This window comes from Brevibacillus halotolerans, assembly GCF_026891775.1.
Classification (GTDB): Bacteria; Bacillota; Bacilli; order Brevibacillales; family Brevibacillaceae; genus Brevibacillus_B; species Brevibacillus_B halotolerans.
The window spans coordinates 25131-48735 of record NZ_JAPTNK010000019.1 but is presented as its reverse complement, the minus strand read 5'-3'; the positions used below and the strand labels follow the sequence as shown (position 1 = coordinate 48735).

At 41.8% G+C, this 23605-nt stretch carries 22 protein-coding genes; 7 read left to right on the top strand and 15 right to left on the bottom strand.

Annotated elements, in window-relative coordinates; translation table 11 throughout:
- Nucleotides 1-87 precede the first annotated feature (87 nt).
- The 5 genes from O0550_RS19815 to O0550_RS19795 all read right to left on the bottom strand — a co-directional run bounded on the left by O0550_RS19815 (nt 88) and on the right by O0550_RS19795 (nt 4879).
- Entirely contained in the window at nt 88-684 is a 597-nt protein-coding gene (locus tag O0550_RS19815) for a DUF4269 domain-containing protein (RefSeq protein WP_068793548.1), read from the bottom strand.
- A 166-nt stretch (nt 685-850) separates the two neighbouring features.
- Nucleotides 851-1747: an EamA family transporter gene (locus O0550_RS19810; RefSeq protein ID WP_101669089.1), complete on the bottom strand. Its 897-nt coding sequence runs from the start codon at nt 1745-1747 to the stop codon at nt 851-853.
- Nucleotides 1748-2077: 330 nt separating this feature from the next.
- Nucleotides 2078-4084, bottom strand: coding sequence for a transketolase (gene tkt, locus O0550_RS19805; RefSeq protein ID WP_003342433.1), 2007 nt, complete (start codon nt 4082-4084; stop codon nt 2078-2080).
- Nucleotides 4085-4273: 189 nt separating this feature from the next.
- On the bottom strand, nt 4274-4483 hold the full coding sequence (locus tag O0550_RS19800) for a YqgQ family protein (protein ID WP_003334778.1): 210 nt from the start codon (nt 4481-4483) through the stop codon (nt 4274-4276).
- Entirely contained in the window at nt 4484-4879 is a 396-nt protein-coding gene (locus O0550_RS19795) for a hypothetical protein (RefSeq protein WP_096887629.1), read from the bottom strand.
- Nucleotides 4880-5033: 154 nt separating this feature from the next.
- Here O0550_RS19795 and O0550_RS19790 point away from each other — a divergent pair, with 154 nt between their 5' ends.
- A complete protein-coding gene (locus O0550_RS19790; RefSeq protein ID WP_003334776.1) occupies nt 5034-6230 on the top strand; it encodes an MFS transporter in 1197 nt (398 codons plus the stop codon).
- A gap of 173 nt (nt 6231-6403) precedes the next feature.
- Nucleotides 6404-7435: a DUF418 domain-containing protein gene (locus tag O0550_RS19785; protein WP_258427121.1), complete on the top strand. Its 1032-nt coding sequence runs from the start codon at nt 6404-6406 to the stop codon at nt 7433-7435.
- Between the two features lie 63 nt (nt 7436-7498).
- On the opposite strand, the gene O0550_RS19780 is transcribed toward O0550_RS19785, so the two are convergent.
- Complete coding sequence (locus tag O0550_RS19780; RefSeq protein WP_181748943.1) at nt 7499-8320, bottom strand: stalk domain-containing protein; 822 nt, start codon at nt 8318-8320, stop codon at nt 7499-7501.
- A 304-nt stretch (nt 8321-8624) separates the two neighbouring features.
- Here O0550_RS19780 and O0550_RS19775 point away from each other — a divergent pair, with 304 nt between their 5' ends.
- On the top strand, nt 8625-9386 hold the full coding sequence (locus tag O0550_RS19775) for a DUF3050 domain-containing protein (RefSeq protein WP_003334773.1): 762 nt from the start codon (nt 8625-8627) through the stop codon (nt 9384-9386).
- A gap of 136 nt (nt 9387-9522) precedes the next feature.
- Here O0550_RS19775 and O0550_RS19770 read toward each other — a convergent pair whose 3' ends face one another.
- The 4 genes from O0550_RS19770 to O0550_RS19755 all read right to left on the bottom strand — a co-directional run bounded on the left by O0550_RS19770 (nt 9523) and on the right by O0550_RS19755 (nt 12947).
- Nucleotides 9523-10389, bottom strand: coding sequence for an ABC transporter ATP-binding protein (locus tag O0550_RS19770; protein ID WP_003334772.1), 867 nt, complete (start codon nt 10387-10389; stop codon nt 9523-9525).
- A gap of 172 nt (nt 10390-10561) precedes the next feature.
- Nucleotides 10562-11188, bottom strand: coding sequence for a YitT family protein (locus O0550_RS19765; protein WP_258427120.1), 627 nt, complete (start codon nt 11186-11188; stop codon nt 10562-10564).
- A 318-nt stretch (nt 11189-11506) separates the two neighbouring features.
- The gene (locus tag O0550_RS19760; protein ID WP_258427119.1) at nt 11507-12463 is read right to left on the bottom strand and encodes an AEC family transporter; all 957 of its coding nucleotides are present in this window, start codon (nt 12461-12463) and stop codon (nt 11507-11509) included.
- A 61-nt stretch (nt 12464-12524) separates the two neighbouring features.
- Nucleotides 12525-12947, bottom strand: a complete 423-nt coding sequence (locus O0550_RS19755; RefSeq protein ID WP_258427118.1) for a hypothetical protein — start codon at nt 12945-12947, stop codon at nt 12525-12527.
- A 354-nt stretch (nt 12948-13301) separates the two neighbouring features.
- On the opposite strand from O0550_RS19755, the gene O0550_RS19750 reads away from it, so the two are divergent.
- Nucleotides 13302-14417, top strand: coding sequence for an FUSC family protein (locus tag O0550_RS19750; protein WP_096887633.1), 1116 nt, complete (start codon nt 13302-13304; stop codon nt 14415-14417).
- Between the two features lie 297 nt (nt 14418-14714).
- Here the strand turns inward: O0550_RS19750 and O0550_RS19745 are convergent, their stop codons facing one another.
- Nucleotides 14715-15581, bottom strand: a complete 867-nt coding sequence (locus tag O0550_RS19745) for an inositol monophosphatase family protein (protein ID WP_003342415.1) — start codon at nt 15579-15581, stop codon at nt 14715-14717.
- 145 nt (nt 15582-15726) lie between these two features.
- Here O0550_RS19745 and O0550_RS19740 point away from each other — a divergent pair, with 145 nt between their 5' ends.
- Nucleotides 15727-16020, top strand: a complete 294-nt coding sequence (locus tag O0550_RS19740) for a hypothetical protein (protein WP_258427117.1) — start codon at nt 15727-15729, stop codon at nt 16018-16020.
- A 45-nt stretch (nt 16021-16065) separates the two neighbouring features.
- Here O0550_RS19740 and O0550_RS19735 read toward each other — a convergent pair whose 3' ends face one another.
- From O0550_RS19735 to hppD, 3 genes are all read right to left on the bottom strand, one after another.
- Nucleotides 16066-16278, bottom strand: coding sequence for a CstA-like transporter-associated (seleno)protein (locus O0550_RS19735; RefSeq protein ID WP_003342413.1), 213 nt, complete (start codon nt 16276-16278; stop codon nt 16066-16068).
- Between the two features lie 385 nt (nt 16279-16663).
- Nucleotides 16664-18748: a carbon starvation CstA family protein gene (locus O0550_RS19730; RefSeq protein ID WP_258427116.1), complete on the bottom strand. Its 2085-nt coding sequence runs from the start codon at nt 18746-18748 to the stop codon at nt 16664-16666.
- A gap of 231 nt (nt 18749-18979) precedes the next feature.
- Complete coding sequence (hppD, locus tag O0550_RS19725) at nt 18980-20071, bottom strand: 4-hydroxyphenylpyruvate dioxygenase (protein WP_258427115.1); 1092 nt, start codon at nt 20069-20071, stop codon at nt 18980-18982.
- A gap of 186 nt (nt 20072-20257) precedes the next feature.
- Between hppD and O0550_RS19720 the strand changes: the two genes are divergently transcribed.
- Nucleotides 20258-20956, top strand: coding sequence for a class I SAM-dependent methyltransferase (locus O0550_RS19720; RefSeq protein ID WP_258427114.1), 699 nt, complete (start codon nt 20258-20260; stop codon nt 20954-20956).
- A 31-nt stretch (nt 20957-20987) separates the two neighbouring features.
- Nucleotides 20988-21767, top strand: coding sequence for an AIR synthase related protein (locus tag O0550_RS19715; RefSeq protein WP_003334756.1), 780 nt, complete (start codon nt 20988-20990; stop codon nt 21765-21767).
- 202 nt (nt 21768-21969) lie between these two features.
- On the opposite strand, the gene O0550_RS19710 is transcribed toward O0550_RS19715, so the two are convergent.
- A complete protein-coding gene (locus O0550_RS19710; protein WP_258427113.1) occupies nt 21970-23595 on the bottom strand; it encodes a DHA2 family efflux MFS transporter permease subunit in 1626 nt (541 codons plus the stop codon).
- Between the last annotated feature and the right edge of the window lie 10 nt (nt 23596-23605).

Sequence of the window (23605 nt, the reverse complement as noted above, 5' to 3'; positions counted from 1 at the left end):
ATTACCTCCAGATTTCTTTCCTCTCTCCACCTTTTTAGACGATTAAGTCAAAAAAAAGTTTCTGATCCGAAACAATGCAGCATCTAATTAGTAACTGCCCTCGGTTCTTTTTGATGGGTGTATGAGCTTAAGCAGTTGGCTGTCTGTGCAACCGTAAAGCTCTAGCATACGCTCATAGGGATCATCCCCACCCAGTTGAAAATAGTGAACAAAAGCAGGCTCCGTCTTATATCCCTGTTCCTTCAAAATTTGAATATCAGCACGTGCCGAGTCCTTTGCCAAATGCAGCAGCCGTTCTTCAACAATCATATGTCGATATGCATTCTGTTGTCGTACAGGTATCGATTGACCAAAAATTTCAATGGGCCACTCTTGATAAGAGAACGATAGAACAAGGGCTCTTCCTCCTCGTAGTTCATCGACAAACTCCAATTGAAAATTTGTACAATCTCCATACGCCTTTACAACCTGCTGTGTAAACTGATCCAGATCGGAATCATTCACCTGACAAATAATGTCGAGATCACTTGTCGCTATCTCAATTCCAAGTGGAATCGTTCCTGTCAGTATCGGATCGTAGGAAGACAGCTGTTTAAACAAATCAAGCTCCTGTAACACAATAAATGCTTGCCTTTGCCGTTTCGTGCCTGTTTGTAAATAATCTGGCTTGTCTAGATGTATCATGTATATTCACCTGCTTTCCAAAATTGAACCACAGATACAAAACAGCCACTCTACCATGATAGTATAAAGTGGCTGCTTTGTACCAAACAATTCCTGCCAAAAGAATTTCGTTTAGAGGTTCGTTTAGCTGAAGATAAAAGCTATAGAATATATAATGTACTTCCTTTTAATGAATAGCAGCTTTTGCCTGCCGTGTCTGTTTCTTATTTAGCATCAAAGGAGGTATAGCGATTCCCAATAAAATCAGCAGAATACCACTCCATTGGAGCGTGCTTACATGTTCTCCTAATACGGTTACAGAGGCAATCACTGCGGCTGGAAGTTCTGCTGCACCAAGAATCGTCCCCAATCCAGAACCAACCTTTGGTACTCCTATCGAGAAAAAGACAACGGGAATAATTATACCTAAGGAAGACAGCGCCAAGCCATACATCCACAGACCCTGCCCCAAAGCTCCATCCACTAAGAAGGATGGGGAAAACACCGTAAATACAACAATCACAGCCGTTGTAACCATAGTTAAGCTTTTTGTAAACACGGGAACATCCAAGCCCAATCGACCACTAGCAAAAATATAGAGCGCAAATGTCACCGCCGATAATAAACCATATAGGATACCAGCTAACGAAAGTGATTCAAATCCACGCTCTAGTAATCCTCCTGCAAGAGCTGTTCCCATAAGCAATACAATGATGGAAAATATCTTTTCCTTGCTGGGTTTTTTCCGATCCACGATAGCTTCTAAGAGGACGCCAATCCACGTAAACTGAAATAAGAGGACTACTGCAATCGACGCAGGTAATTCGGCTACAGACAAATTATAAAAGATGGTGGTGCCACTTAATGCAAATCCGCCTGCTATCAATTGCAAAATAGAGCGTACAGGCACACGCTTTCTATTAAACAGCAATGTCAGAAGGATTAACAGTAACCATCCAATAAAAAATTGACTTCCTACTAGCTGACTTACCTGAAAGCCTTCCTTCATACCTAGCTTAATAATGGTCGACAAGCCTCCATAGCTACAAGCCCCTAAAAAAACCAACAGAGCATACTTAAGCATTTTTGTTGCCTTCCTTTCTCCTTACATCGATTTTTGCAAACACAAAACCCCCCATCCAACGGATAGGGGGCGAACGAAAAAAAGAAATGCATATCTGATCATCTCTTTTGAAAATTTCGCCACTTACATGTAGTCATACAAGCAAGTTTCTCATCATTGTAATTAAAAAGTTTCTCACTTATTTTAAGAAGAGCAGAATTAAAAGTCAATGAGAAAAGGTGCGAAAAATCGGATAAAAGCGATCACAGCTTTTATGTCTATAGGGGAAAAATCATGTCTAAAGCCTCCTCTACTTAAAAGAGAGGAGGCTTTAGTAAACGTGGTAACTTCTTATTTTACTAAGCTTTGTGCTGTTTTCACGACATTTTCAACAGTAAAGCCGTATTCTTTCATGATAATCTCGCCAGGAGCAGAAGCACCGAATTGGTTAATAGCAATAATTGCTCCATGGTCACCTGTGTAGCGCTCCCAACCTAGTGGAGAACCCATCTCTACGCCAACGCGTGCTTTAACATGCGGAGGAATCACAGAGTCACGGTACTCTTTAGATTGACGATCAAATAGATTAAAGCTAGGCATGCTTACGACACGTGTTGGAATGCCGTCTGCTTCTAGTTTTTCACGAGCTTCCATGCACAGAGATACCTCGGAGCCGGTAGCAATCAATACAACCTGAGGCTCACCATTAGATGCCTCTTTTAGCACATAAGCACCTTTTGCTAAACCTTCGCGAGCCAAGTCTTTGGTCTCTTGGTAGATAGGCAGGTTTTGACGAGTTAAAGCTAGTACAATAGGCTCGTCTTTGCTCATAGCCGCATAACGCCAAGCTTCGTTTGTTTCATGCGCATCAGCAGGACGCAAAACAGTAAGATTCGGCATAGCGCGGAAGGCAGCTAGATGCTCAATCGGTTCATGAGTTGGTCCATCTTCCCCAACTGCAATAGAGTCATGAGTAAATACATATGTGGTAGGTAGCTTCATAAGAGCAGATAGACGCACTGCCGGACGAACATAGTCGGAGAATACGAAGAATGTACCGCCGAAAGCTTTTACTCCACCATGCAGCATCATTCCATTTAGAGCCGCTCCCATAGCGAATTCACGAACACCAAACCAAAGATTGCGACCCTCATAAGAACCCGGCAAGAAGTCTTTAGCACCTTTAATTAGAGTGTTGTTAGAGTGTGCCAAGTCAGCGGATCCACCAATTAAGTTAGGCATGCGTTTTGCCAATCCATTGATTGCATTACCGGAAGCCGCGCGAGTCGCTAGCTTACTGCCAATTTCATAAGTCGGTAGATCAGCATCAAAATCTTTGGATACCTCTCCATTACTTACTTGTTTAAATTGTGCAGCTAGTTCCGGATAAGCTTTTTCATAAGCTGCTAGCAGCTCATTCCATTTTGCTTCCTTCTTTTGACCTGCCTCTACTAGAGTAGCGTAGTACTCTTTTACCTCTTGTGGCACGTGGAATGCTTCATGCTCCCATGCATAGGTTTGTTTTGTTAAAACAACCTCGTCTGTACCAAGTGGGGCACCGTGGCTGGCACTGCTACCGCCTTTATTTGGAGAACCGAAACCAATTGTTGTTTTCACTTCAATCAGTGTTGGACGCTCCAAATCTGTACGTGCTTCAGCCAAAGCCTTTTCGATAGCATCCACATTGTTTCCATCTTCTACACGGATATATTGCCAGCCGTACGCTTTGTAACGTGCAGCTACATCTTCTGTGAAGGATTGGCTTAGATCACCATCTAGACAAATATCATTAGAATCATAAAGAACAATCATTTTACCTAGTTTAAGATGAGCAGCTAGAGAAGAAGCTTCAGAAGAAACGCCTTCCATCAAGTCTCCATCTCCACAGATAACATATGTAAAATGATTAATTAGTTCATAGTTATCTTTGTTGTATGTTGCGGCCAAATGTCTCTCAGCCATCGCCATACCAACAGCCATCGCAATTCCTTGTCCCAATGGGCCTGTTGTTGCATCTACACCAGGAGTGTGGCCGAATTCAGGGTGACCAGGCGTTTTGCTTCCCCATTGGCGGAAGTTACGCAAGTCATCCATGCTTACGCCATAATCCATGAGATGTAGCATAGAGTACAACAGCATAGAACCGTGACCAGCAGATAATACAAAGCGATCACGATCAATCCATGATGGATTTTTCGGGCTTACTTTCATAAAACGGCTCCACAACACGTGTGCCATAGGCGCCGATCCCATTGGCATTCCTGGATGTCCAGAATTCGCCTTTTCAATAGCATCGATTGATAGTGTACGAATAGTATTGATTGCCAATTGATCTACATTCATTTGTTGAGTAGTCATTACGGTTAATTCCCCCCTACAAGTAACTGCAGTGTGATTATAACATAGGAAAAGCGAATAGAGTAAAAGCGCTTTACAAAAACAGAGTATTTTCTATGAAACGTAACAATTCCCTATCATTACATGCTAGGTTAGTGTGTTGCATAACTAGCTTTTTTATGAGAGAAAACCAAGCGCTATATCTTACTTTCACTGAGTTTCATCAGCATACATTCTTTTACGCTTATCAATTTCTTTCATCGCAAGAGAAAACTCTTCTTTATCAATGACCTTAGATGTCAGTAGATCGCGGATCTCATCTTCAATCATCAACCAATCACCCAGCGGATCTCCGGTATAAATCATGATTTGAAAACGACGTAAAAACTCAGGAAGATGAAACGTATTTCTATCGCTCATTTATTTCCCTCCCAAATCTGCTTCCATTTCTCGGCATACGGCTTCAAAGTCAAACTCAACAAGGAAACCAGTAATGACAACAATTTTCGCCTCTGGATAATTATTTCTCCACTGTTCCTCTTCTCCCTCTTTTATGCCTACTAGGTAAAGAGGCTGCTTTTGCACATATTCAAGCTCTTGACATTCTTCCAGTAAAGTAGGTAGACGGTCTTCCAATCCAGAAACATTGATCACAAGTACAGACTGAGTAATTTCGCCTGCCTTCAACTGCTCTTCTATCATTTGAAGCGACTTCTTGGTAGGTACCGTTGCATTCATAATAGGAAAATAATCTAACAGCTCATCCAACCAATGATCCTCTTCTGCTGCGAGATAATATAACATCTTACTGGCCATTTCCTTCATTCTCCTTTTGCCTTACTTCCAAGTGCTTTCATTATAACATGTCAACTGCATCAGACCCCAGTTCTCGCCTTGACTTCTTTCCGTCCATTTCGTATGGTGGAGAGTAGCTTGAACTTTTTTATTGTATAGAAAAGAGGTTTTTCCTGTGGAAAAGAAACATCTCTTCCTTCTCTTTAGCATTATCTTTTTAATGATGCTTGGCTTTGGAATTATTATCCCTATATTGCCTTTTTTCGTTACGGAAATCGGGGCGACCACAACGCAATTGGGGATATTATCTGCCAGCTATAATATCATGCAATTTATATTTGCTCCCATCTGGGGACGCTTATCGGATCGCTATGGACGAAAGCCGTTTATCCTTTTAGCCCTATTTGGATTTTCTGCCAGCTTTATTCTATTTGGATTTTCAAGTAGCTATTACGAAATGCTGTTTTACCGTGTACTTGCTGGGATTACTTCCGCTGCGGGTATCCCAACCATCACAGCAATGGTAGCTGATATTTTTCCGCCAAAGGAACGGGCAAAAGGAATGGGGATTGTAGGAGCAGGTGTAGGTCTTAGCTTCGTATTCGGTCCCGCGCTCGGCGGTATCCTAGGAGACGTTAGCTTGTCACTGCCATTCTTCGTTTCAGGAGGTCTAGCTTTTATTACATTCGTTTTTACATGGGTTTTACTTCCAGAGAGCTTGCCCAAGGAAAAGCGCGGTAAATACCTTAAGAAAAAGCCTATCAGTTCATTGGGAGCCATTTTTAGTAACTTAGGATTATTGTATCAGATCATGCTGGTTACATCCCTTGCTTTTGCAGCGATGGAGACGGTCTTTGCTTTATACATATCATATGAATTCAATCTGACCTCCAAGGACATGGGCTATATGTTTCTTATCATGGGCTTAATCTCTGCTAGTTTACAGGGCGGGATTGGCAAATTAGTAAAACGATTTGGTGAATCAAAATTGCTGGCTACAGGAATATTCTTTTATGTTCTAGGATTCTTCTGTGTTTTACTCGCTTCTACTTTCCTAGAATTTGCACTCACCCTTTGCTTATTTGGTCTAGGTCAAGGTATGATGCGAACTACCAACACCGCCATGATTTCGCAACGTACGCCCGATGGACAGGGGGCTACATCCGGGAACATGAGCGCCATGGATACCATGGGGAGAATTGCAGGTCCCATTTTAGCTGGGTGGCTCTTTACCTTCTCACATAGCTTGCCATTTATAATCAGTGGCATACTGTGCTTCGGTCTTTTAGCGATCTATGTAGGCAGAGTGCATCACCTGCCAGAACCAGAGCCAGAATCTGAGTCGGACGCGTATTCTCCCGCCTCTCAGTAACCATTTCATTTTCTGTATACATAAAAAAGGAACGAGCTGGGATACACCAGTTGGTTCCTTTTTTATGCTTACAAACCTGTAAGCTTAGGGTAATCTGGATCGATGTTACGAAACACTGCATTTCCTTATAGTAAATTAGAGATGAGATGACATCACAAAAGAAGGAGTAAGTAATGAACGATTTCACACAAAAAGATCGGATCGATACCCTTGATTATCTTCGTGGTTTTGCTCTGATGGGTATTCTTCTTGTTAATATCTTGGCTTTAATGAAAGTACAATCAGTCCCTGTTAGCAGTGCAAATGCTTTTATTGAGCACATGCTTAACTTCACCGTAGAATCTCGGTTTTTTGCTATTTTCTCATTTTTATTTGGAGTAGGATTTTATATTTTTAAAAGCCGCTCTCAAGCAAAAGGGCACAAAAGTACATTGCTATTTATTCGCCGGTTGCTAGTCCTATTCGCGATTGGATATCTTCATCAGCTATTGCAGCCGGGAGAAGCATTATTCATCTATGCTATTTTTGGCTTTGTATTACTGCCTTTTTATCGTTTATCGGCCAAAAAAAATCTACTGCTTTCATTATTTCTGCTTATTCCTACCTCTATTTTGGGAGGAAAGATTCTTGTTGTTTTCCCATTATTTTTGTTAGGGCTTGCTATCGGACAATACGGAGTCTTCCGAAATATTCCAGGCTTTATGCCCAAGATAAAGCAATGGCAAATGGTTTCTTTCATTCTCATGATAATCGGGCTTTTTGTTCAATATGTGCTCTTGACAAAAACAGCTTCAACTGACTTCGATGACTCCTATATTCATGCCTTACACAATTACGGCCTGTGCATTGTCTTTGTTGGACTCGTGATGGCTGTATTTTATGTAACTAGCATTATCCGCCTGCTACAGCAAACAACTGTGCAGAAATGGTTAGCTCCCTTAAAATATTACGGTCGCATGGCTTTAACGAACTATATCGGGCAAACTCTGATCATTATCGCGTTGCGTGATTTATGTAATCTTTCAGGCAAGCTGGGCCATTTGCAAACTACGCTAATCTGTCTTGGTATTTATGCACTACAAATGCTAGCCAGCTACCTATGGTTGTCGATTTTTACCATGGGTCCACTAGAATGGGGCTGGCGTGTATTGACGTATGGAACACTTACACCGCTGATAAAACGTAACAGCGAAAACGCATCCTGAGTAGTCGGATGCGTTTTCGATTATTATAAAGTTTCTCTCAAAGTTCTCCTCAGGCAATACACCTTACTTCCCTTTCTGAGGTGTGTTCTTATCCCCTTCAAATAGCACGTTGCCCGTATCTACATCATAGAAGGTGACCGTTGTATAAGGTGGCGTACTGATCTTACCCGCGACATAAGGGTAGCTAATGACCATCGGATACATTTTATTTGCCTCTGGCTTGGTCTGTTTTACATATACTTTTAGCATTTCCCAGCTTTGTTCCGTATGATCCACAACTAAGCCATACCCAGGATTAGGAGCTTCTCCATAGGCAATCACATATAAATCACCCTGTTGATGAACCCCGCGTTCCCCTTTAACGCTTTCGATAAAAGCTTTCTCCTCCGCGCTTAATTGCTCTTCTGTCAGTGTTTGGAAGGTAGAAGCAGGCTTTTCTCCCTGAACCACGGGTAGATTTGTAACCTGAATTTCATCCGCTTTACCATCCCACTTTACTTGTGCGGATAAGGATTCCATTGTCCAGCGCAGGGGCACATACACCTTGCCCTGATAAAGCACAGCTCCCTGCTCTACCTTTTGTTCTTTTCCATTCACCGTTACAGTAGATTTACCTGTCTGAAATATCAGAGATTTCTGCTGAACCTTCAATTGATAGGTTCCTGCTTTTTCTGTGAGCTGACCACCTGTTATATTACCTAATTCCTGTAGGTTAATCATTGTCCGTTGGTTAACACTAATCAATGGTGAGTGTTTGATTACCTTCTGTTGATTTATCATAAGAGAAGTGGACACCGGTTTTACTGTTGCTTGAGCCATGCCTGGTATAGCTGAGCCTACAAGTGTAAGCCCCATTACGGCTACTGCTGTCGTTTTTCGTAACATTTGTACTCAATCCCTTCGCTTTTTTCGTCAGGTTCCGCTATTGTTACTTTGTTCATTTTTCTTATGCTACTTGTTTGACTTAAAGATTCCCCATAATGTTTCATTTTCTTACCTACATCTTATTATCTTTTTTTCGCTTCATGCTGATATTACTATTTACCCATAATTTTTACCAATTGGCTACATAAATAAGGCAAATGAGTGACAATTGTCACACTGCTATTTTGCCTATTTTTATTTATGCGATAATTATAGGTACGAAGAAGATTTTACCAACTAAGCTCGATAACAAAGGAGTTTTCAAATGACAACACTTATGTCCATGCCAAAGGTTGACGTGGTTCGCCAACAACTGATTTCTCATCCAATTTCGATTGCTATGCAGACACCGGAAAGCGTTCGTACCTTTATGGAGCACCATGTGTTCGCTGTATGGGATTTTATGAGTTTATTAAAACGTTTACAATTAGATGTAACTTGCACAAGTGTACCTTGGCTTCCTGCTCCTCATGCTGCATATGCTCGTTTCATTAATGAAATTGTACTCGGAGAAGAAACTGATGAAGATGGCAATGGCGGCTTTACCAGTCACTTTGAGCTGTACTTGCAGGCTATGAAGGAAGTAGGGGCTGATACATCTAAGATCGAGCATTTTCTGGGGCTGCTAGAAAAGGGTACTTCTCCTGATGAAGCTCTAGCATTATGCAACGCTCCTGACAGTGTACAGCGTTTTGTAAAACAAACTCTTCACTTGGCTAAAGAGGGGGGAACCCACGAGGTTTGTGCTGCCTTTTTCTTTGGTCGTGAAGATATTATACCAGACATGTTTCAGGTACTTGTACAGGAATTGACCTCCAAAGGAGAAGCTCCTGCTTGCCTGTTGTATTATCTAAATCGTCACATTGAGCTAGATGGAGATGAACATGGACCTTTAGCTGAAAAACTTCTTGCTTCTCTTTGTAAAGAAGATGCCCAAAAATGGAAAGAAGCAGAAGCAACAGCTATTCAATCCCTTACCAGCCGCATTTCCTTATGGGATGGTGTTCTAGCAGATATTCAAAAATAATTCTTCTGGGGGGACTCACACTCTCCTGTAACGGGGTTATGTAGGAAATCCTTTACAAAAAAAGAGCTTGTCACCTCTTCATTTTTTCGAGGAAACAAGCTCTTTGCTTTTGAGATTCTTCTGGTGATCTGTGGTGCTAACGCGCTACAGCCAAGGTCGCGTTCTCTTCATTTGAATCTAAAATGACACTATCTTTCTTTGGTTTACCAGAAACACTTCCTGAAGCCAATCCGTATGGAATGCATAGAGGAACACCACTGCGAGGGTCTGGAATAATGTCAGCCTCAATGCCAAATACATCCCACAGCATTTGATGCGTCATGACCTCAGCAGGGGTCCCTTGAGCCATTACTTTCCCTTTTTTAATAGCGATAACATGATCGGCATAACGAGTAGCATGGTTTAGATCGTGAACAACCATAACAATCGTACGCTTCTCTTCTGTATTTAACTTAGCTAGGAGCTGTAACACTTCTAATTGGTGAGCCATGTCAAGGAACGTCGTTGGTTCGTCCAAGAACAAAATATCCGTCTGCTGGGCTAACGCCATTGCAATCCATGCACGTTGACGCTGACCACCTGACAATTGGTCGACTCCTCTTGTAGCAAACTCATTGATACCGGTAACTTCCAGTGCCCATTGTACAATGTTTTTATCCTCTGGCGTCATGCTCCCCATACCCTTTTGATGAGGGAAGCGTCCATAAGAAACCAATTCTTCTACAGTAAGTCCATCTGGAGCTACTGGATTTTGCGGCAGAATAGCTAAATCCTTGGCTACTTTGCGAGTATCCTGTTGGTGAATGGATTTACCATCCAAGAAGACTCCACCTTTTTTCGGTTTCAAAAGACGTGCCATCGTTTTTAGAATGGTAGACTTACCTGATCCATTTGCTCCGACCAGAGCAATGATTTTTCCATCAGGTAATGATATGTTTAAGTCTTCCACAATGAGATTATCATTATAGCCAATGTTTAACTGTTGTGTATGTAAGCGAACCATGATCATCTTCCTTTCGATGTCACGCAATAATATCCTGAATGATAGTACCTTCCCTTAAAATGATATTGGTTCTCATTATCATTGTCAAACATTTTCTATAAAAAAACCAATTAACAAGGGCATTGTTAGCTGCCAAGCAGACTAACATTCACCTTATTAACTGGTTTTTTCGTTACGCCGCACTGTGTGCCAGCTTCGTTTGTTTTTCTTTTGTACCATATTCGTAGGTCCATGTAACCACTTTACCAGCGATTGAAACTGCTAGAAGCGTGTACAAGACTTGAGGTATTGGCAAGAAAAATAACGAAAGCAATAACACAAGGACGTCAAATATTAATAAAACGGTACCTACTGACATACCCGTCAACTTACTTATGAATAGAGACAAAATATCGTCTCCACCTGTTGCCCCACCGAATCTAAGAACCAATCCTAGACCGAAGCCTGTGCTGATTCCAGATAATAAAACAGCGAGCAACATGGCATTGCTAAAGTCAAATACTAGCGGCGAAAAACGCTCACATAGTTCATAGAAAAAGGAAAACGATGTCGCTGCTACAATGGTATTAATCAAAAACTTACGTCCCTTGATCATCATTGCAACTAAAATGACTGGAATGTCTAATGCTAGCATCGTAATAGACGGTGACCAATCAAAAGCGTATTTTCCAAGTAATGATAACCCCACAAATCCACCTTCACTTAAATTATTCTGAAAGTTGATGTGGTAATAGCTAAAGGCCAATAAAAAAGTTCCCAGTAAAATCATGAAGGTTTGTTGGTATGGTTTTGTCCTCATCGAGGCTTCCTCTTTTCGTAGTTAGTTAGTCACTTTCTCCACTAACTACGAAGCAGGTCCTGACAGGATCGCTTGCTTGTATCATAAAGCATCTCTCTTTCGTAGTTAGTGTTCACAGATCAAGAGTGGAACGCTCTAACTACTACGCTACGTATCTGAGAGATCAAACCGTTTCCAGATTGTCCTTCGCGGTAACATCACTATCCGATCCTTTCATTGTAAAGTTACATTTTCATTATAACATAAAAATCGCTTCATGAATCAAACAAGTGGTAATATAGGCTCTTTTTTTATATTTTTTCTACATGATTACGCACTTTAAAAAAGTGATACAGACAAGATAAATTGACCTAACATAACAACTAAAGGAATGGTAACGAAGCTGATAATTGTGGAACTAACGGTCGCCATCGCTCCTAAATCTTCATCAGCCGCGTATTTGGCGAATAACATGGAGGCTAGCGTCATTGTAGGCATTGCTGCCATCACTAAAGTAACTTGGCTAATCTCTGTCGCTAAGTGAAAGCTCCAAAGCAAACCAGCAACAATGACTGGATACAAGAAAATCTTAACAAGCATAGACAAACTTAAAATGGGGAGTGCTTGTGCTGTTTGTTGTTTACGTACCAACAGATCGGGAATTAATAAACCGATGTACAGCATGGCTAAGGGAGCAGCTATAGAAGATAAAATGGCAGTAAGTGATTTAACCATCTCTGGCGGTTGCCATTCCATTAATGCCAAAACCATCCCAACTACAATAGCCAGCATTGGAATATTTACGATGCTCCTCATATTCTTCCATGTACATCCTTTTTTTTCCTTCAAAACCATAACACCGATTGTCCAGAGCACCAGATCAAGCCCAGCATCGTAGACTGCCGCAAGCAGTCCCCCTGTCGGTCCGAACAGCCCGACACACAAAGGAAGCCCGATAAATCCGGTATTGCCCAGTCCAGCAATAAAGGAAAATTCTTTTCGCTTATTGATCGGCACCTTACATAGGACTGCAAATAAAAAAGCAAGAAGCATTCCAAGACAGCTTAGACCAACAGCAATAAAAAAGATGAGAAAAATATGATGCAAGAGTTGCTGGTTCATCTGTGTGTGAAAAATTCCGTTGAGAATGATGCATGGAACGGCTACATTGAGAACAATGGTAATTAACAATTGGCGAGCATCAGCAGTGACTGGTTTCATTCGACCAATCATTGCCCCTATTCCAATAATGACAGCCATCATACCCACAGATGAGAACAATGGTGCAAGGGTCAAGCGAATTTCCCTCCTGTTACACTAATAGTATGGCGAAATTCAAAGATTATGTCTGATGCTCCTAAGACATTTGCCCAGGTTCTGTCTCCAGTAATAACCATTGCAAATCTACGTTCTCTTTTTGCTCGCAGGTTTGCAACAAATCCCCAAGTAAAGGAATGGCCTTTTCAAGTGAAATAGCCCAATCTGCTGGTACTGACAACCCTTCTCCTTCTACGGTGATGATTCTTCCCGCCACTTCCGCATCACCCTGCTTCGTGGTTAGTACATAATGACTGATGTCACGTGCATACTCTTTCCATTGAATTAAGACGTATCCTTCATCACCGCCCGACACAACCAAATCAACATGGTCGCCATAGGCAGCATGTACCAACGTTCTCATTTTCCCATCCAAGCTCGCAATTTCTCGCAGCACCTCGTGCCAAGACACATGTTTTCTTTCTTCTTTGCGTTCATCTGTGTACATGCGCCAATCGTTCAATCGCCTCGCCCCTTTATTAATTATGTTCAACCTTATAAAAGTAATATTGTTCAAAATAATCCAACATCAGTAACAGATATTATCTTCGACTCCGCTTTTTTCATTTTAGCTGATTGTCAAAAGATATCCTTTATTTTAGCATATCGAAGCAAGCTCTCCTGTACAAAAATGCGAAGAATGCACATGTTTGTAAATGTATTCGCTTTCATTCATGAATAAACGCTTATAATTGTGAAAAGAAGAACTTTATCGAAAATCTGTCAAAATTATAAGCATTTGTATCAACATTTTTGGTTTACCATGATGGTTGTAACAAACACTAAAACAGCTTAGAAAAACAAGGAGGTGAGTTCCATGGTGCAGCGCAGTATGAATTGGTGCGCTCGCTTTGGTCTCACGTTTCATGTGTGTAAAACCGTCTTAGCATCCGGCTTGTCATTGTTGATCGCCTCATTATTGTTCGGCAATCATTTTGCCTACTTTGCTCCGCTTGCTGCGGTATTAACCATGCAACTTACCATTGCAGACACTCTGGAAAAGGGAATTTATCGTGTAATTGGTGTCATTGGCGGAGTTGTCTCTAGTATTATTATTCTTCCTTATTTTGAAAATGGAATATTAGGTCTCGTCCTTGTTCTGTTGGTAGGTATGGGTACCGCTACCGCTTTGCGCTTAAATCCACAAATTATTTCACAAATCGGTGTTAGTTCTGTGATGGTAATGACCTTTCAACAAATGCAAGGTTATTCGACTGGCAGGATTTTAGAAACCATTATCGGAGCAATCGTGGCTGTTTTCATTCAAATGGTCATTCGACCAGAGAACTATGTTCCTACTGTTCAAAAAAAACATGCCGAATCTTGTAAGCAATTAGCACAGACATTAACAATTATGGCCACTGCATTAAATAATCACTCTGATGGTGCAACTACTCCGACTGTCGATCCTGCCTCCCTTTTAAAATGGAATAATGAGCTAGAGGCTTCGTTAAAGCATGCAAAGAAAAGCCTAAAATATAATGTATTTTACCGAAAAGACCTTAATACGCTCTATTATCTGGAACAACAAATTGATTCTGTTCAAAAGATGTTGATCTCTATATGTAGTATCCTATATACTGCTCAGGAATTAAAATATCTCCCCACTCTTCGGCATACTCTTGATCAGCCTTTGCTTGATGCTAGTGCCGCCATTTCAACATATGGCGCCTTTGTTGCAAATCCGTCCGCAGAGGCCCATCAGGAGCTACTGAATCTGTTATACAGGGTACAACAGCAACAATCTCAGCAGTTCATCACATCAATAGAAACTGCCGGTATCTCTTCTTTACGAGAGGTTGGCTGCCTGTACGCAGAGATAAATCGTATGATTGTTGAGATGGAATATTCTGCTCACGTATGGGAGTTATCCACAGCTTCTAAAGACTGCACTGACGAGCGGGTGTCAACGAATTACGCATACAGAGCATAGTAGAAAAAGAGCCTTACCCCAAAAAGGGAAAGGCTCTTTTATTTCTGCAAACTACGTATGATTAATCATCACAGAAACACACCAATATTACAATAATAATGATAATCCATAAAAAGCCGCCACCGAATATACCACCTCTTCTACCGCATCCCATGATCCTTCCTCCTTCTCACGGTCTAGTAGCGGAGAATGCATGGACTCACATACTCCTGCTAGTACCCTATGAATTTCGGTCATGTGATGCTTGGATAAGCGCGTATAAAAGTGAAAAAAAGGCAGATTGCTATGGAAAAATACCTATGTATGATCTTTTGCATCTTGCGCGGAACGAATCAGGTTCATGTTACTACGAATAAACTGTTGTAGCTCCTCATAAAACGTCGGATTACATCCCATTACACTGCTTTTAGCATCGTATGGAAGTTCCTTGCCTTCCATTGTGGTAGCAGTACCGCCCGCTTCCTGAATAATAAGCTTGCCTGCTCCAAAATCCCATGGGTTTAATTGCAAGCTGACGTAACCATCCAGTCGTCCTGCTGCTACGTAAGATAGCTCCAAGGCCGCGCTTCCTAACAAGCGCATACCGCGAACTTTCCCCGCTAACTCTTTGAAAATAACATCGATGCCTATCTGCTCAGCGCGTTTATGCCAAAACACACTTGTACAAAGTAAGGCTTCCTCTAATTTTACTTGACGGTGAATACGTAGCTGTCGATCGTTTAAATAAGCTCCTCCACCTTTAGTTGCATAAAACAGCTCATCACGTGATGGGTCATAGACAACGCCAACAATTGCTTCCCCTTTGTGATACACGGCGATTGAAACCGAAAAATTAATTTGCTGATGAACAAAATTAGTTGTTCCATCAATAGGGTCAATGATCCACAGGGTATCATATTCAGAAGGGGCCATACCCTGAAACCGATTTTCCTCACCCAAAATGCCATGCTCAGGATATTGCTTAAGAATCATATCAATAACCATCTGCTCTACTTCTTCATCTACAGCTGTGACTAAGTCAGAAGCAGAGGTTTTATAGTTGACTGTATAGGGCTGATTCATTTTCTCCAAACTTAGCTTACCGGCTGTTTTGGCGCATGTGATCGCCAATTCTTTCCACTGTTCCAGTTCATTCGGTTGCAAAGATATCGCCACCCAACCCATCCAATTTTCTTTAGTGTATCATATTTCCCCTTCTCCTACACCTTACATTCCTAAACAACGGCGATGAATAGTTTATCTATTATAAATGCTACACTAGTAATACTATCTCCATTTCGCGACATATTTAGAACGGAAGTGATTATACTTGACCTTTTTTGTATTGATAGTCGTACTATTTAGTAGCCTGAAAATAATGGACATGATAGGTACTTATCGATATCACATGGTTTACGAGGGACCTGAATGGGAAGCATTTGAATTATATACGTTTTTACAACAGCAGGGCATCCGCTGTCGCATTCGTAATTCTGTAACTACTACTTTGTTTGAAGATTACCATCTTTTTACGAACAAAAGGCTCTCCTATGTAGAAGTCTTGCACAAGGATGAGACTCAGGCACATATCTTCCTGCGTTCTTTTTGGCATAAAAATAAATAGGACTAGTGTAGTAGCCCCCTTTTTTCTACATAGCCCTATTTCCCATCAACAGCAGCGATTCATTTCACCGCTTTCATATTTGTTTTTTAATGCGAAAAGATAAAATTCCTTCTCTGTCATCGGAAATATTCCAGGAGCTCCGTGTGTCGTATACCAATGCTCCAGATAACGATCATAATCGGGCATACCAAAAATTGTTTTAATGATGGAACGCACCTTTTTGAGTCGCCGTTTCCAGTATCTTATTTTCTTTCGCATTCTCACACACCTCACTTTTCCAACATAATATCCATAACTGACTATATTATTTTTAATACCACTATAACTTTATTAAACATTTCCACTACTAAAAAAATATGATTTTTTACTATATTTTTTGAAATTTCTTTGGGTAAACATATAGATTTCTTTATTGAGACTGTTTTATGATATAGATGGAGCATTTTCTTAGTTTTGTTGTCAGTCCGCTCTCTGTTCCTAAAATGTAGAACTTTATCCCAAACCGCGTTAAAACGCACCCCTATAGTTCTCCTTCACAGCATTTTTTGAACAGTTCTGAAAGCGGACTGGCAACAAGCCTTTGAAGCTAAAGGTAAGCGAAAAACCAGCACATGAGCGGTTTTTCGCTTTTTTATTGGTCTAGTTAAGCAATTAGATTCCCCTTATGATCACGTTTGGTTAGCACAAAAGGTTCCTCTTTCAGCTCGTATCTCTTTCCATTCGCAATAGAGAGCCATAGACGTATTCCATCAACAATAATGGCTATTGTAATTAGTAAAAAGATCGCACAGACAATGGTATCTACCATATCATTAAAAATCATTTTCTCGGCTGCTTCGACGGATGTTACTCCTTTTGGCAACAGTCCTGCCGCTAAAGTCTCCTTGAAGTAGTTGGCATGCGCCCAAAATCCAATCGTAATATCATTAGAAAAAATCTTTTGCCAAGCCGCATACAAGGTGGCCGATGAAAGCCATGCCATTGGAACGAGCGTAACCCAAGCGTAGCGAGCCTTGCCCATTTTAATAATGAGCGTGGTACCAACTACAAAAGCAATTGCCGCTAGCATTTGGTTCGCAATACCGAATAATGGCCAAAGTGTTTTAATCCCGCCCAATGGATCAATAACCCCTTGATACAAAAAGTAGCCCCATCCCACTGTCACAGCAGCAGACCCGATTAGATTGCCCGGTAGATAGTCCATGCGTTTTAATTTTGGGAACACGTTGCCCAGCATGTCCTGTACCATGAAACGGCCAACGCGTGTTCCAGCATCAATGGTAGTTAAGATAAACACGGCCTCAAACAGGATTGCAAAATGATACCAAAAGGCCATAAAGACTTTTCCGCCGATAAAACCTGAAAAAATATGTGCCATTCCCAACGCGAAGGAAGGCGCCCCTCCTGTTCGGGATAAAATACTTGTCTCTCCTACATCCTTGGCTGTTTCCGTTAATAGCTCCGGAGTGATTGGGAAGCCATAATGGTTGGTAATCGTAGCTGCCGCTGTGACTGCATCAGTTCCGATTGCTGATGCTGGTGCATTTACTGCAAAATACAAGCCAGGTGTTAATACGCAGGCCGCAATCATCGCCATGATAGCAACCATAGACTCAGTCAACATTGCCCCATAGCCAATTAAAGGAGCATCGCTTTCCTTGATAATCATTTTTGGCGTTGTGCCTGAAGCGACTAGAGCATGGAAGCCAGAGATGGCTCCGCAAGCGATCGTAATAAAGAGGAAGGGAAAAAGGTTACCGGTAAATACTGGCCCAGTACCATCAATGAACTTTGTTAAAGCCGGCATTTGTAGATTAGGTAATGTGAAAACGATGCCAATGGCTAGAAAAGCGATTGTACCAATTTTTAGAAAGGAACTGAGATAATCGCGTGGGGCTAATAAAAACCATACCGGTAAAACAGAGGCGATAAAACCATAAATGATAATCATAATAGCAAGCTGCGTACCTTCATAATCAAACAACGGGGCCCAGGTAGGCGATTCTGCCACTGCTTGGCCAAAATAAAGAGAGGCAAACAACAGCACAATTCCGATAACAGAGGCCTCCAGCACTCTTCCCGGTCGGAAATAGCGCATGTACAACCCCATCAAAATAGCAATTGGTAGCGTCATGGCAATCGTAAAGGTTGCCCATGGAGAATGAGTAAGAGAATTAACAACAACAAGCGCCAATACAGCAATAAGAATAACCATGATAGCTAGTATTCCAATCATCGCAAGGACGCCCCCAATAGGTCCGATCTCCTCCTTGGCAATCTGACCTAAGGATTTTCCATTGCGTCTCATCGAGCCAAATAGAATAATGAAATCCTGCACTGCTCCTCCCAATACAACCCCTACAATAATCCAAATTGCACCGGGTAAATATCCCATTTGAGCTGCCAATGTAGGTCCTACTAATGGCCCTGCACCTGCAATGGCCGCAAAGTGATGTCCGTATAAAACCCACTTATTGGTTGGCACAAAATCCTTGCCATCGTTATGTATTTCGGCGGGAGTAGCTCGTCTGTCATCCAAGCCCATTATTTTACGGGCAATAAAACGGCTATAAAATCGATAACCTACTGCATATGTACATAAAGCAGCCGTTAATAACCAAAAAGAGCTTACCTGTTCTCCCTTGGATAAAGCCAACGCTCCAAATCCAATGCCTCCTAATGCAGAAATAACTGTCCAAATGATTATGGAAAGTAACTTTCGCTTCATAAAAAGTGCTCCTCCTTTCAGAATGTAAGACACATAACAATAATCTAAATTATCTGATTTTTAACAAAATAACCAGAATCTTTTTTTATGATACCTTACTTGTAGATAAGCTGAAAAGCTTTTTTTAGAAAAATATACATTTTTTTCAAGAAATAGCTGATTATAAAAAAGGAAGCCACTTTTCATACCGACATAAAAAGTGGCTTTCCTGCTTATTTCGTTATGGGATTGTTATAGATTTCCACGCAACTCCTGCTCCCGCTCCAGTGCTTCAAATAACGCTTTAAAGTTACCATTCCCAAAACCACGGCTGCCTTTACGCTGGATAATCTCAAAGAATAATGTCGGACGATCTACTACTGGCCTACTAAACAATTGCAATAAGTAGCCTTCATCATCGCGATCCACTAAAATTTTTAGCTCTTTTAAATTCTCGATGTCCTCTTCAATTGCCCCTACACGCTCCGCTAAATTTTCGTAATAGGTATCCGGTACACCTAAGAAATCAACCCCATTTGCCGTTAATTGTGAAACGGTTGTCAAAATATCATTAGTCAATACAGCAATATGTTGAACCCCTGGCCCTTTGTTAAATTCCAGATATTCTTGGATTTGCGATTTGCGTTTGCCTTCCGCAGGCTCATTGATTGGAAATTTAATTCGCCCCGTACCGTTTTGCATAACCTTGGACATGAGCGCGGAGTATTCAGTAGAAATGTCATCGTCGCTGAAGTTTTGGGAAGATGTAAAGCCCATAACTTTCTCATAGAATCCAACCCATTCGTCCATAACCTCAACGTTCCCTACGATATGATCGATACCAATTAGACCTGTAGGCTGACAGGCAAACGGAGCTTGATAAGGTTGGAAGCCTGGATAAAACACCCCTTTATAATCCTTCCGTTCAATAAAGGAATGGACTGTTTCTCCATAAGTAGCAATCGTTGCTTTTTTTATGGTTCCATGCTCATCACTAAATTCCGTAGGCTCCATGATAGATGTAGCGCCACGGGAAATCGCTTCCTGGTAAGCCTTTTCACAATTTTCAACGCGAAGAGCAATGTCCTTAACTCCTTCGCCGTGTAGCTTAATGAAATCAGTAATCGGATGATCAGGCTCTAATGCTCCTGTCAACACCAAACGAATGTGATTCTGCTTTAACGCATAAGAGACCTGAGTGCGACTCCCTGTTTCCAAACCACGATAAGCATACGGCTCAAATCCAAATGCCTTTGCGTAATAGTACAGTGCCTGTTTCGCATTTCCGACATACAACTCAACATAGTCCCAATCTTGAATAGGGAAAAAGTCTTTTACGCTCACACCGCTCAACCTCCGACTATTCTGAATTTTTAAACCTATTTATTTGAGATTACATGGTCTGTTTTTTTCATGCAAGAATATGGAGTAACGCTTAAACGCTTTCATGCAATATCAATAATAGTCTTCTGTCTATCTGCTCCAATCAGTTATGATAGGTAAAAGGATAGTTGAAGGGAGCGAAGTGCGATGCAGGAGTGGAATACATTTGTTTCAGAGCAATGGAATCAAATGGCAGGTGATTGGCATGAGCGAAGCAAGGGAATGTGGGAACAGGGCAGTCGGAAAACGATCCTCCCTTTATTTACAGAGCTTCTTTCTGCCAGCAAGGGTCGAATACTGGATGCTGGCTGTGGAGATGGATATGCTAGCTTCAAGCTAGCCTCTGTAGGGTATGATGTAACAGGCTTGGATATTTCCTCAGAAATGATAGCCTATGCCACCAAGCAGGCCAACCTGCTTACCGATTCTCCTTCTCTACAATTTATGGAGGGAGATATTTCTGCTACGCCATATCCAGACCAATCCTTTGCAGGTATCTTATCCATTAACGCGATGGAGTTTACTTCCTCTCCCCTAGTTGTCCTTCAAGAATTTCGACGCATCCTGCAACCAGATGGATTGCTGCTACTGGGGGTCTTGGGACCCACAGCAGGCCCGCGGGCACATAGCTATCCACGTTTGTATGGGAAAGCCACTATCCAGAACACGATCATGCCCTGGGAAGCAAAACAGCTAGCACAGGAGAATGGATTTTTTCTGCAAAAGGAATCACATGTGTATAAAGATGATTTTCCTCCTGTCCTGGCTCATTCTCTGAGCTTGGAATTACGTGAAGCAGTCAGTTTTGTAACCTTGTTTGCCTTACGTAAGCACCCAGATCTCTAAACAAATCATTCATTTTGTAAAGGAGCCAGCTATGCAAGTACCCTATCTCACAAATCCATTACACCATTTGCAAAAGGTACGTGATCTGACGCTACTTCGGATCAATGAAGCACAAAGCATCGTTATCGCCTGCGATTCAGATGGCGGCATCGGCACCAAACCACAGGATATCGTCCAAATAGCACCCGATCTGTTAGGACGGTTTGCTGTTCGTGTACCGCTTTTTGAATTGATTGCTTGTGGAGCCACTCCGTTTATGATATGCGATACGCTAGCGGTAGAGCTTGAGGGCTACGGGGAAGAAATTCTCCGTGGTATTAAGGAATATGCGCAAGAAGCAGGCGTCACTGAGGATATACAGTTTACAGGAAGTACAGAGGAAAACATTCCAACCACGCAGACAGGGATTGGTATAACCGTACTTGGGCTGGTACAGCAAGCTCAGTTTTCCCCAGGAACAGCCCAGCCTCAAGAAGCTATCATGTGTGCAGGTATTCCAAAAAGCGGACCCAAGCATGAGGTTCGATTAGACGATCCCGAGATGCTTTCCCTAGCTGACTTAATCCAACTACGTGCTCATCCTGGTGTTCATGATCTGTTGCCCGTTGGCTCAAAAGGAATAGCTTATGAAATGGAGCAGTTAGCTGCAAGTGCCTCGCTTACATATCGTCTCACTACTCCTCTTCCTCTTGATCTGAAGCAATCTGGCGGCCCTTCTACTTGTGTGATCTTTTCAGCGGCAGTTGAGCTACTTGAAGAATTTCGAAATCAATTACGTTGTCCTGTACATGTTTTAGCTATTCTTGAATAAAGTAAAAGGGACAGCGTGAAGGGCATTGCCTACTAAGTAAGAAAACAGCTTGTCCAACAAGTGCAGAGCAGTGGACTGTATCCATCGCAAGAGAGAGAACAGCTACCTTCTACCTTTAGAAGAAGCTGTTCTCTCTTTCTGTTCCCACTCAAAAAAAAGACCTCAGTTAGCGAAAACAAACTGAGGTAGCCTGTATTTACATTTATCCCTCCATAGGAGAGGTAGTACCTGAGGTTTGAGGTGTTGCCCCTGCTGGTTTTTCAACAGGAACTCTTTCTGCTGCTACGAAATCATCTGGTGCTTTTCGTTTTTTTAGGAAAAACAGCACCAATGGAATGCATAAAAGAATTGGCAACGCCGATACCATAAAAGTGTCGGCAATCCCTCTCGTGAAGGCTTCTTTCTGAATCAAACCTGCTAGTATGGCAGAGGCGCCTCCCATTGAAGTAGCGGAGTCTACCCCACTTTGTGCATATACCCCTGATAGCATGCTCAGCATTTGATTTGCTGTATCGTTTGTCACTTGCATATTTTCACTGATCCGCACGGCATGGAAGGTTTGCCGATTACTCATCAGTGCTGTCAAAATCGCAATAGCAAAGGAGCCCATCACTTGGCGAATCAGATTAGATAACGAAGAAGCACGACCAACCATAGATTTCTCGATGGCGTTCATCCCCACTGTTGAAAGTGGTGTCATACAGATCCCCATTCCCAAGCCCCTAATGGTTAATAACACATCAATCCAACGATGGGGAGTGTCCTGAGCTAAATTTTGAAGCTCGAAGGTGGTTATCCCCGCGAGAGTCAATCCAATCAATCCTAATGGAACAACACCGAATTTATCAAATAATTTACCGCCTAACGGCATCATTAACGCCATCGCAATTGACTGGGGCATCAATAGAATACCTGTCTGCATGGCAGATAAACCTTGGATATTCTGCATATACAACGGCATCATAAAAATACCACCGAACATTCCCATAGTAAGAAAACTAACAATCAATAAACTAAGTGAGAATGTTCCATTCTTTAAAATACGGAGCTCAATCAATGGCTGCTCCGTATTTAGCTCTACATAGACCAATAACGATAAGCTAGACACAGCCACAAATAATAGGCTAACGATGTACAATGATGTCCAACCCTCTGATTGTCCCTTTGATAAGGCTAGCAATAACGAAGCAAAACCAATGATAGATAAGATGGCCCCGGGAAAATCAAATTTCAAATCCTTTTTTAGTGGTGTTTCTTTTAAAATCATGCTACTCATAATTACCGCTATAACCCCTACTGGCACACCCATGAAGAAGAGAAACCGCCAGTTGAAATATTCAATGACGTATCCGCTTAACGTAGGACCGACAGCAGGAGCTACCATGGCTGAAATCCCCCATAAGCCAAGCGCTGTCCCGATTTGTTCCCGTGGCATAATCGTGTAGATGATAGACATCCCGATCGGCATAATGAAACCACCGCTTAACCCTTGCACCACTCTGAAAAAAATCATACTGCTATCATTCCATGAAAATCCACAAAACGTTGAGCTGATTGTAAAAAAAGCAAGTGAGGTTACGAATACCCGCTTATAACCAAACTTATCTCCAAGCGCCCCGCTCATGGGAATCACAACCGCGGAAGCAAGCATATACCCTGTCAGCACCCATTGAATAGTATCAGTGGTGGAACCAAATACAGCTACCAGCTTAGGCAGGGCAATGTTGATTAAGCTATTATTTAAGACGGCCACGAAAGTCCCCATTACAATAGCAGCCAACGCCAACCATTTATAAGAAGCGTTCTCCTTGTTGTTAGAAGCAGACAAATTGATCGCC

Bases quoted from the DNA above. Each gene is read 5' to 3' on its own strand.
- O0550_RS19815 (WP_068793548.1), bottom strand. From the start codon at position 684: ATGATACATCTAGACAAGCCAGATTATTTACAAACAGGCACGAAACGG.
- O0550_RS19810 (WP_101669089.1), bottom strand. From the start codon at position 1,747: ATGCTTAAGTATGCTCTGTTGGTTTTTTTAGGGGCTTGTAGCTATGGA.
- tkt (WP_003342433.1), bottom strand. From the start codon at position 4,084: ATGACTACTCAACAAATGAATGTAGATCAATTGGCAATCAATACTATT.
- O0550_RS19800 (WP_003334778.1), bottom strand. From the start codon at position 4,483: ATGAGCGATAGAAATACGTTTCATCTTCCTGAGTTTTTACGTCGTTTT.
- O0550_RS19795 (WP_096887629.1), bottom strand. From the start codon at position 4,879: ATGGCCAGTAAGATGTTATATTATCTCGCAGCAGAAGAGGATCATTGG.
- O0550_RS19785 (WP_258427121.1), top strand. From the start codon at position 6,404: ATGAACGATTTCACACAAAAAGATCGGATCGATACCCTTGATTATCTT.
- O0550_RS19780 (WP_181748943.1), bottom strand. From the start codon at position 8,320: ATGTTACGAAAAACGACAGCAGTAGCCGTAATGGGGCTTACACTTGTA.
- O0550_RS19775 (WP_003334773.1), top strand. From the start codon at position 8,625: ATGACAACACTTATGTCCATGCCAAAGGTTGACGTGGTTCGCCAACAA.
- O0550_RS19770 (WP_003334772.1), bottom strand. From the start codon at position 10,389: ATGGTTCGCTTACATACACAACAGTTAAACATTGGCTATAATGATAAT.
- O0550_RS19765 (WP_258427120.1), bottom strand. From the start codon at position 11,188: ATGAGGACAAAACCATACCAACAAACCTTCATGATTTTACTGGGAACT.
- O0550_RS19750 (WP_096887633.1), top strand. From the start codon at position 13,302: ATGGTGCAGCGCAGTATGAATTGGTGCGCTCGCTTTGGTCTCACGTTT.
- O0550_RS19745 (WP_003342415.1), bottom strand. From the start codon at position 15,581: ATGGGTTGGGTGGCGATATCTTTGCAACCGAATGAACTGGAACAGTGG.
- O0550_RS19735 (WP_003342413.1), bottom strand. From the start codon at position 16,278: ATGCGAAAGAAAATAAGATACTGGAAACGGCGACTCAAAAAGGTGCGT.
- O0550_RS19730 (WP_258427116.1), bottom strand. From the start codon at position 18,748: ATGAAGCGAAAGTTACTTTCCATAATCATTTGGACAGTTATTTCTGCA.
- O0550_RS19720 (WP_258427114.1), top strand. From the start codon at position 20,258: ATGCAGGAGTGGAATACATTTGTTTCAGAGCAATGGAATCAAATGGCA.
- O0550_RS19715 (WP_003334756.1), top strand. From the start codon at position 20,988: ATGCAAGTACCCTATCTCACAAATCCATTACACCATTTGCAAAAGGTA.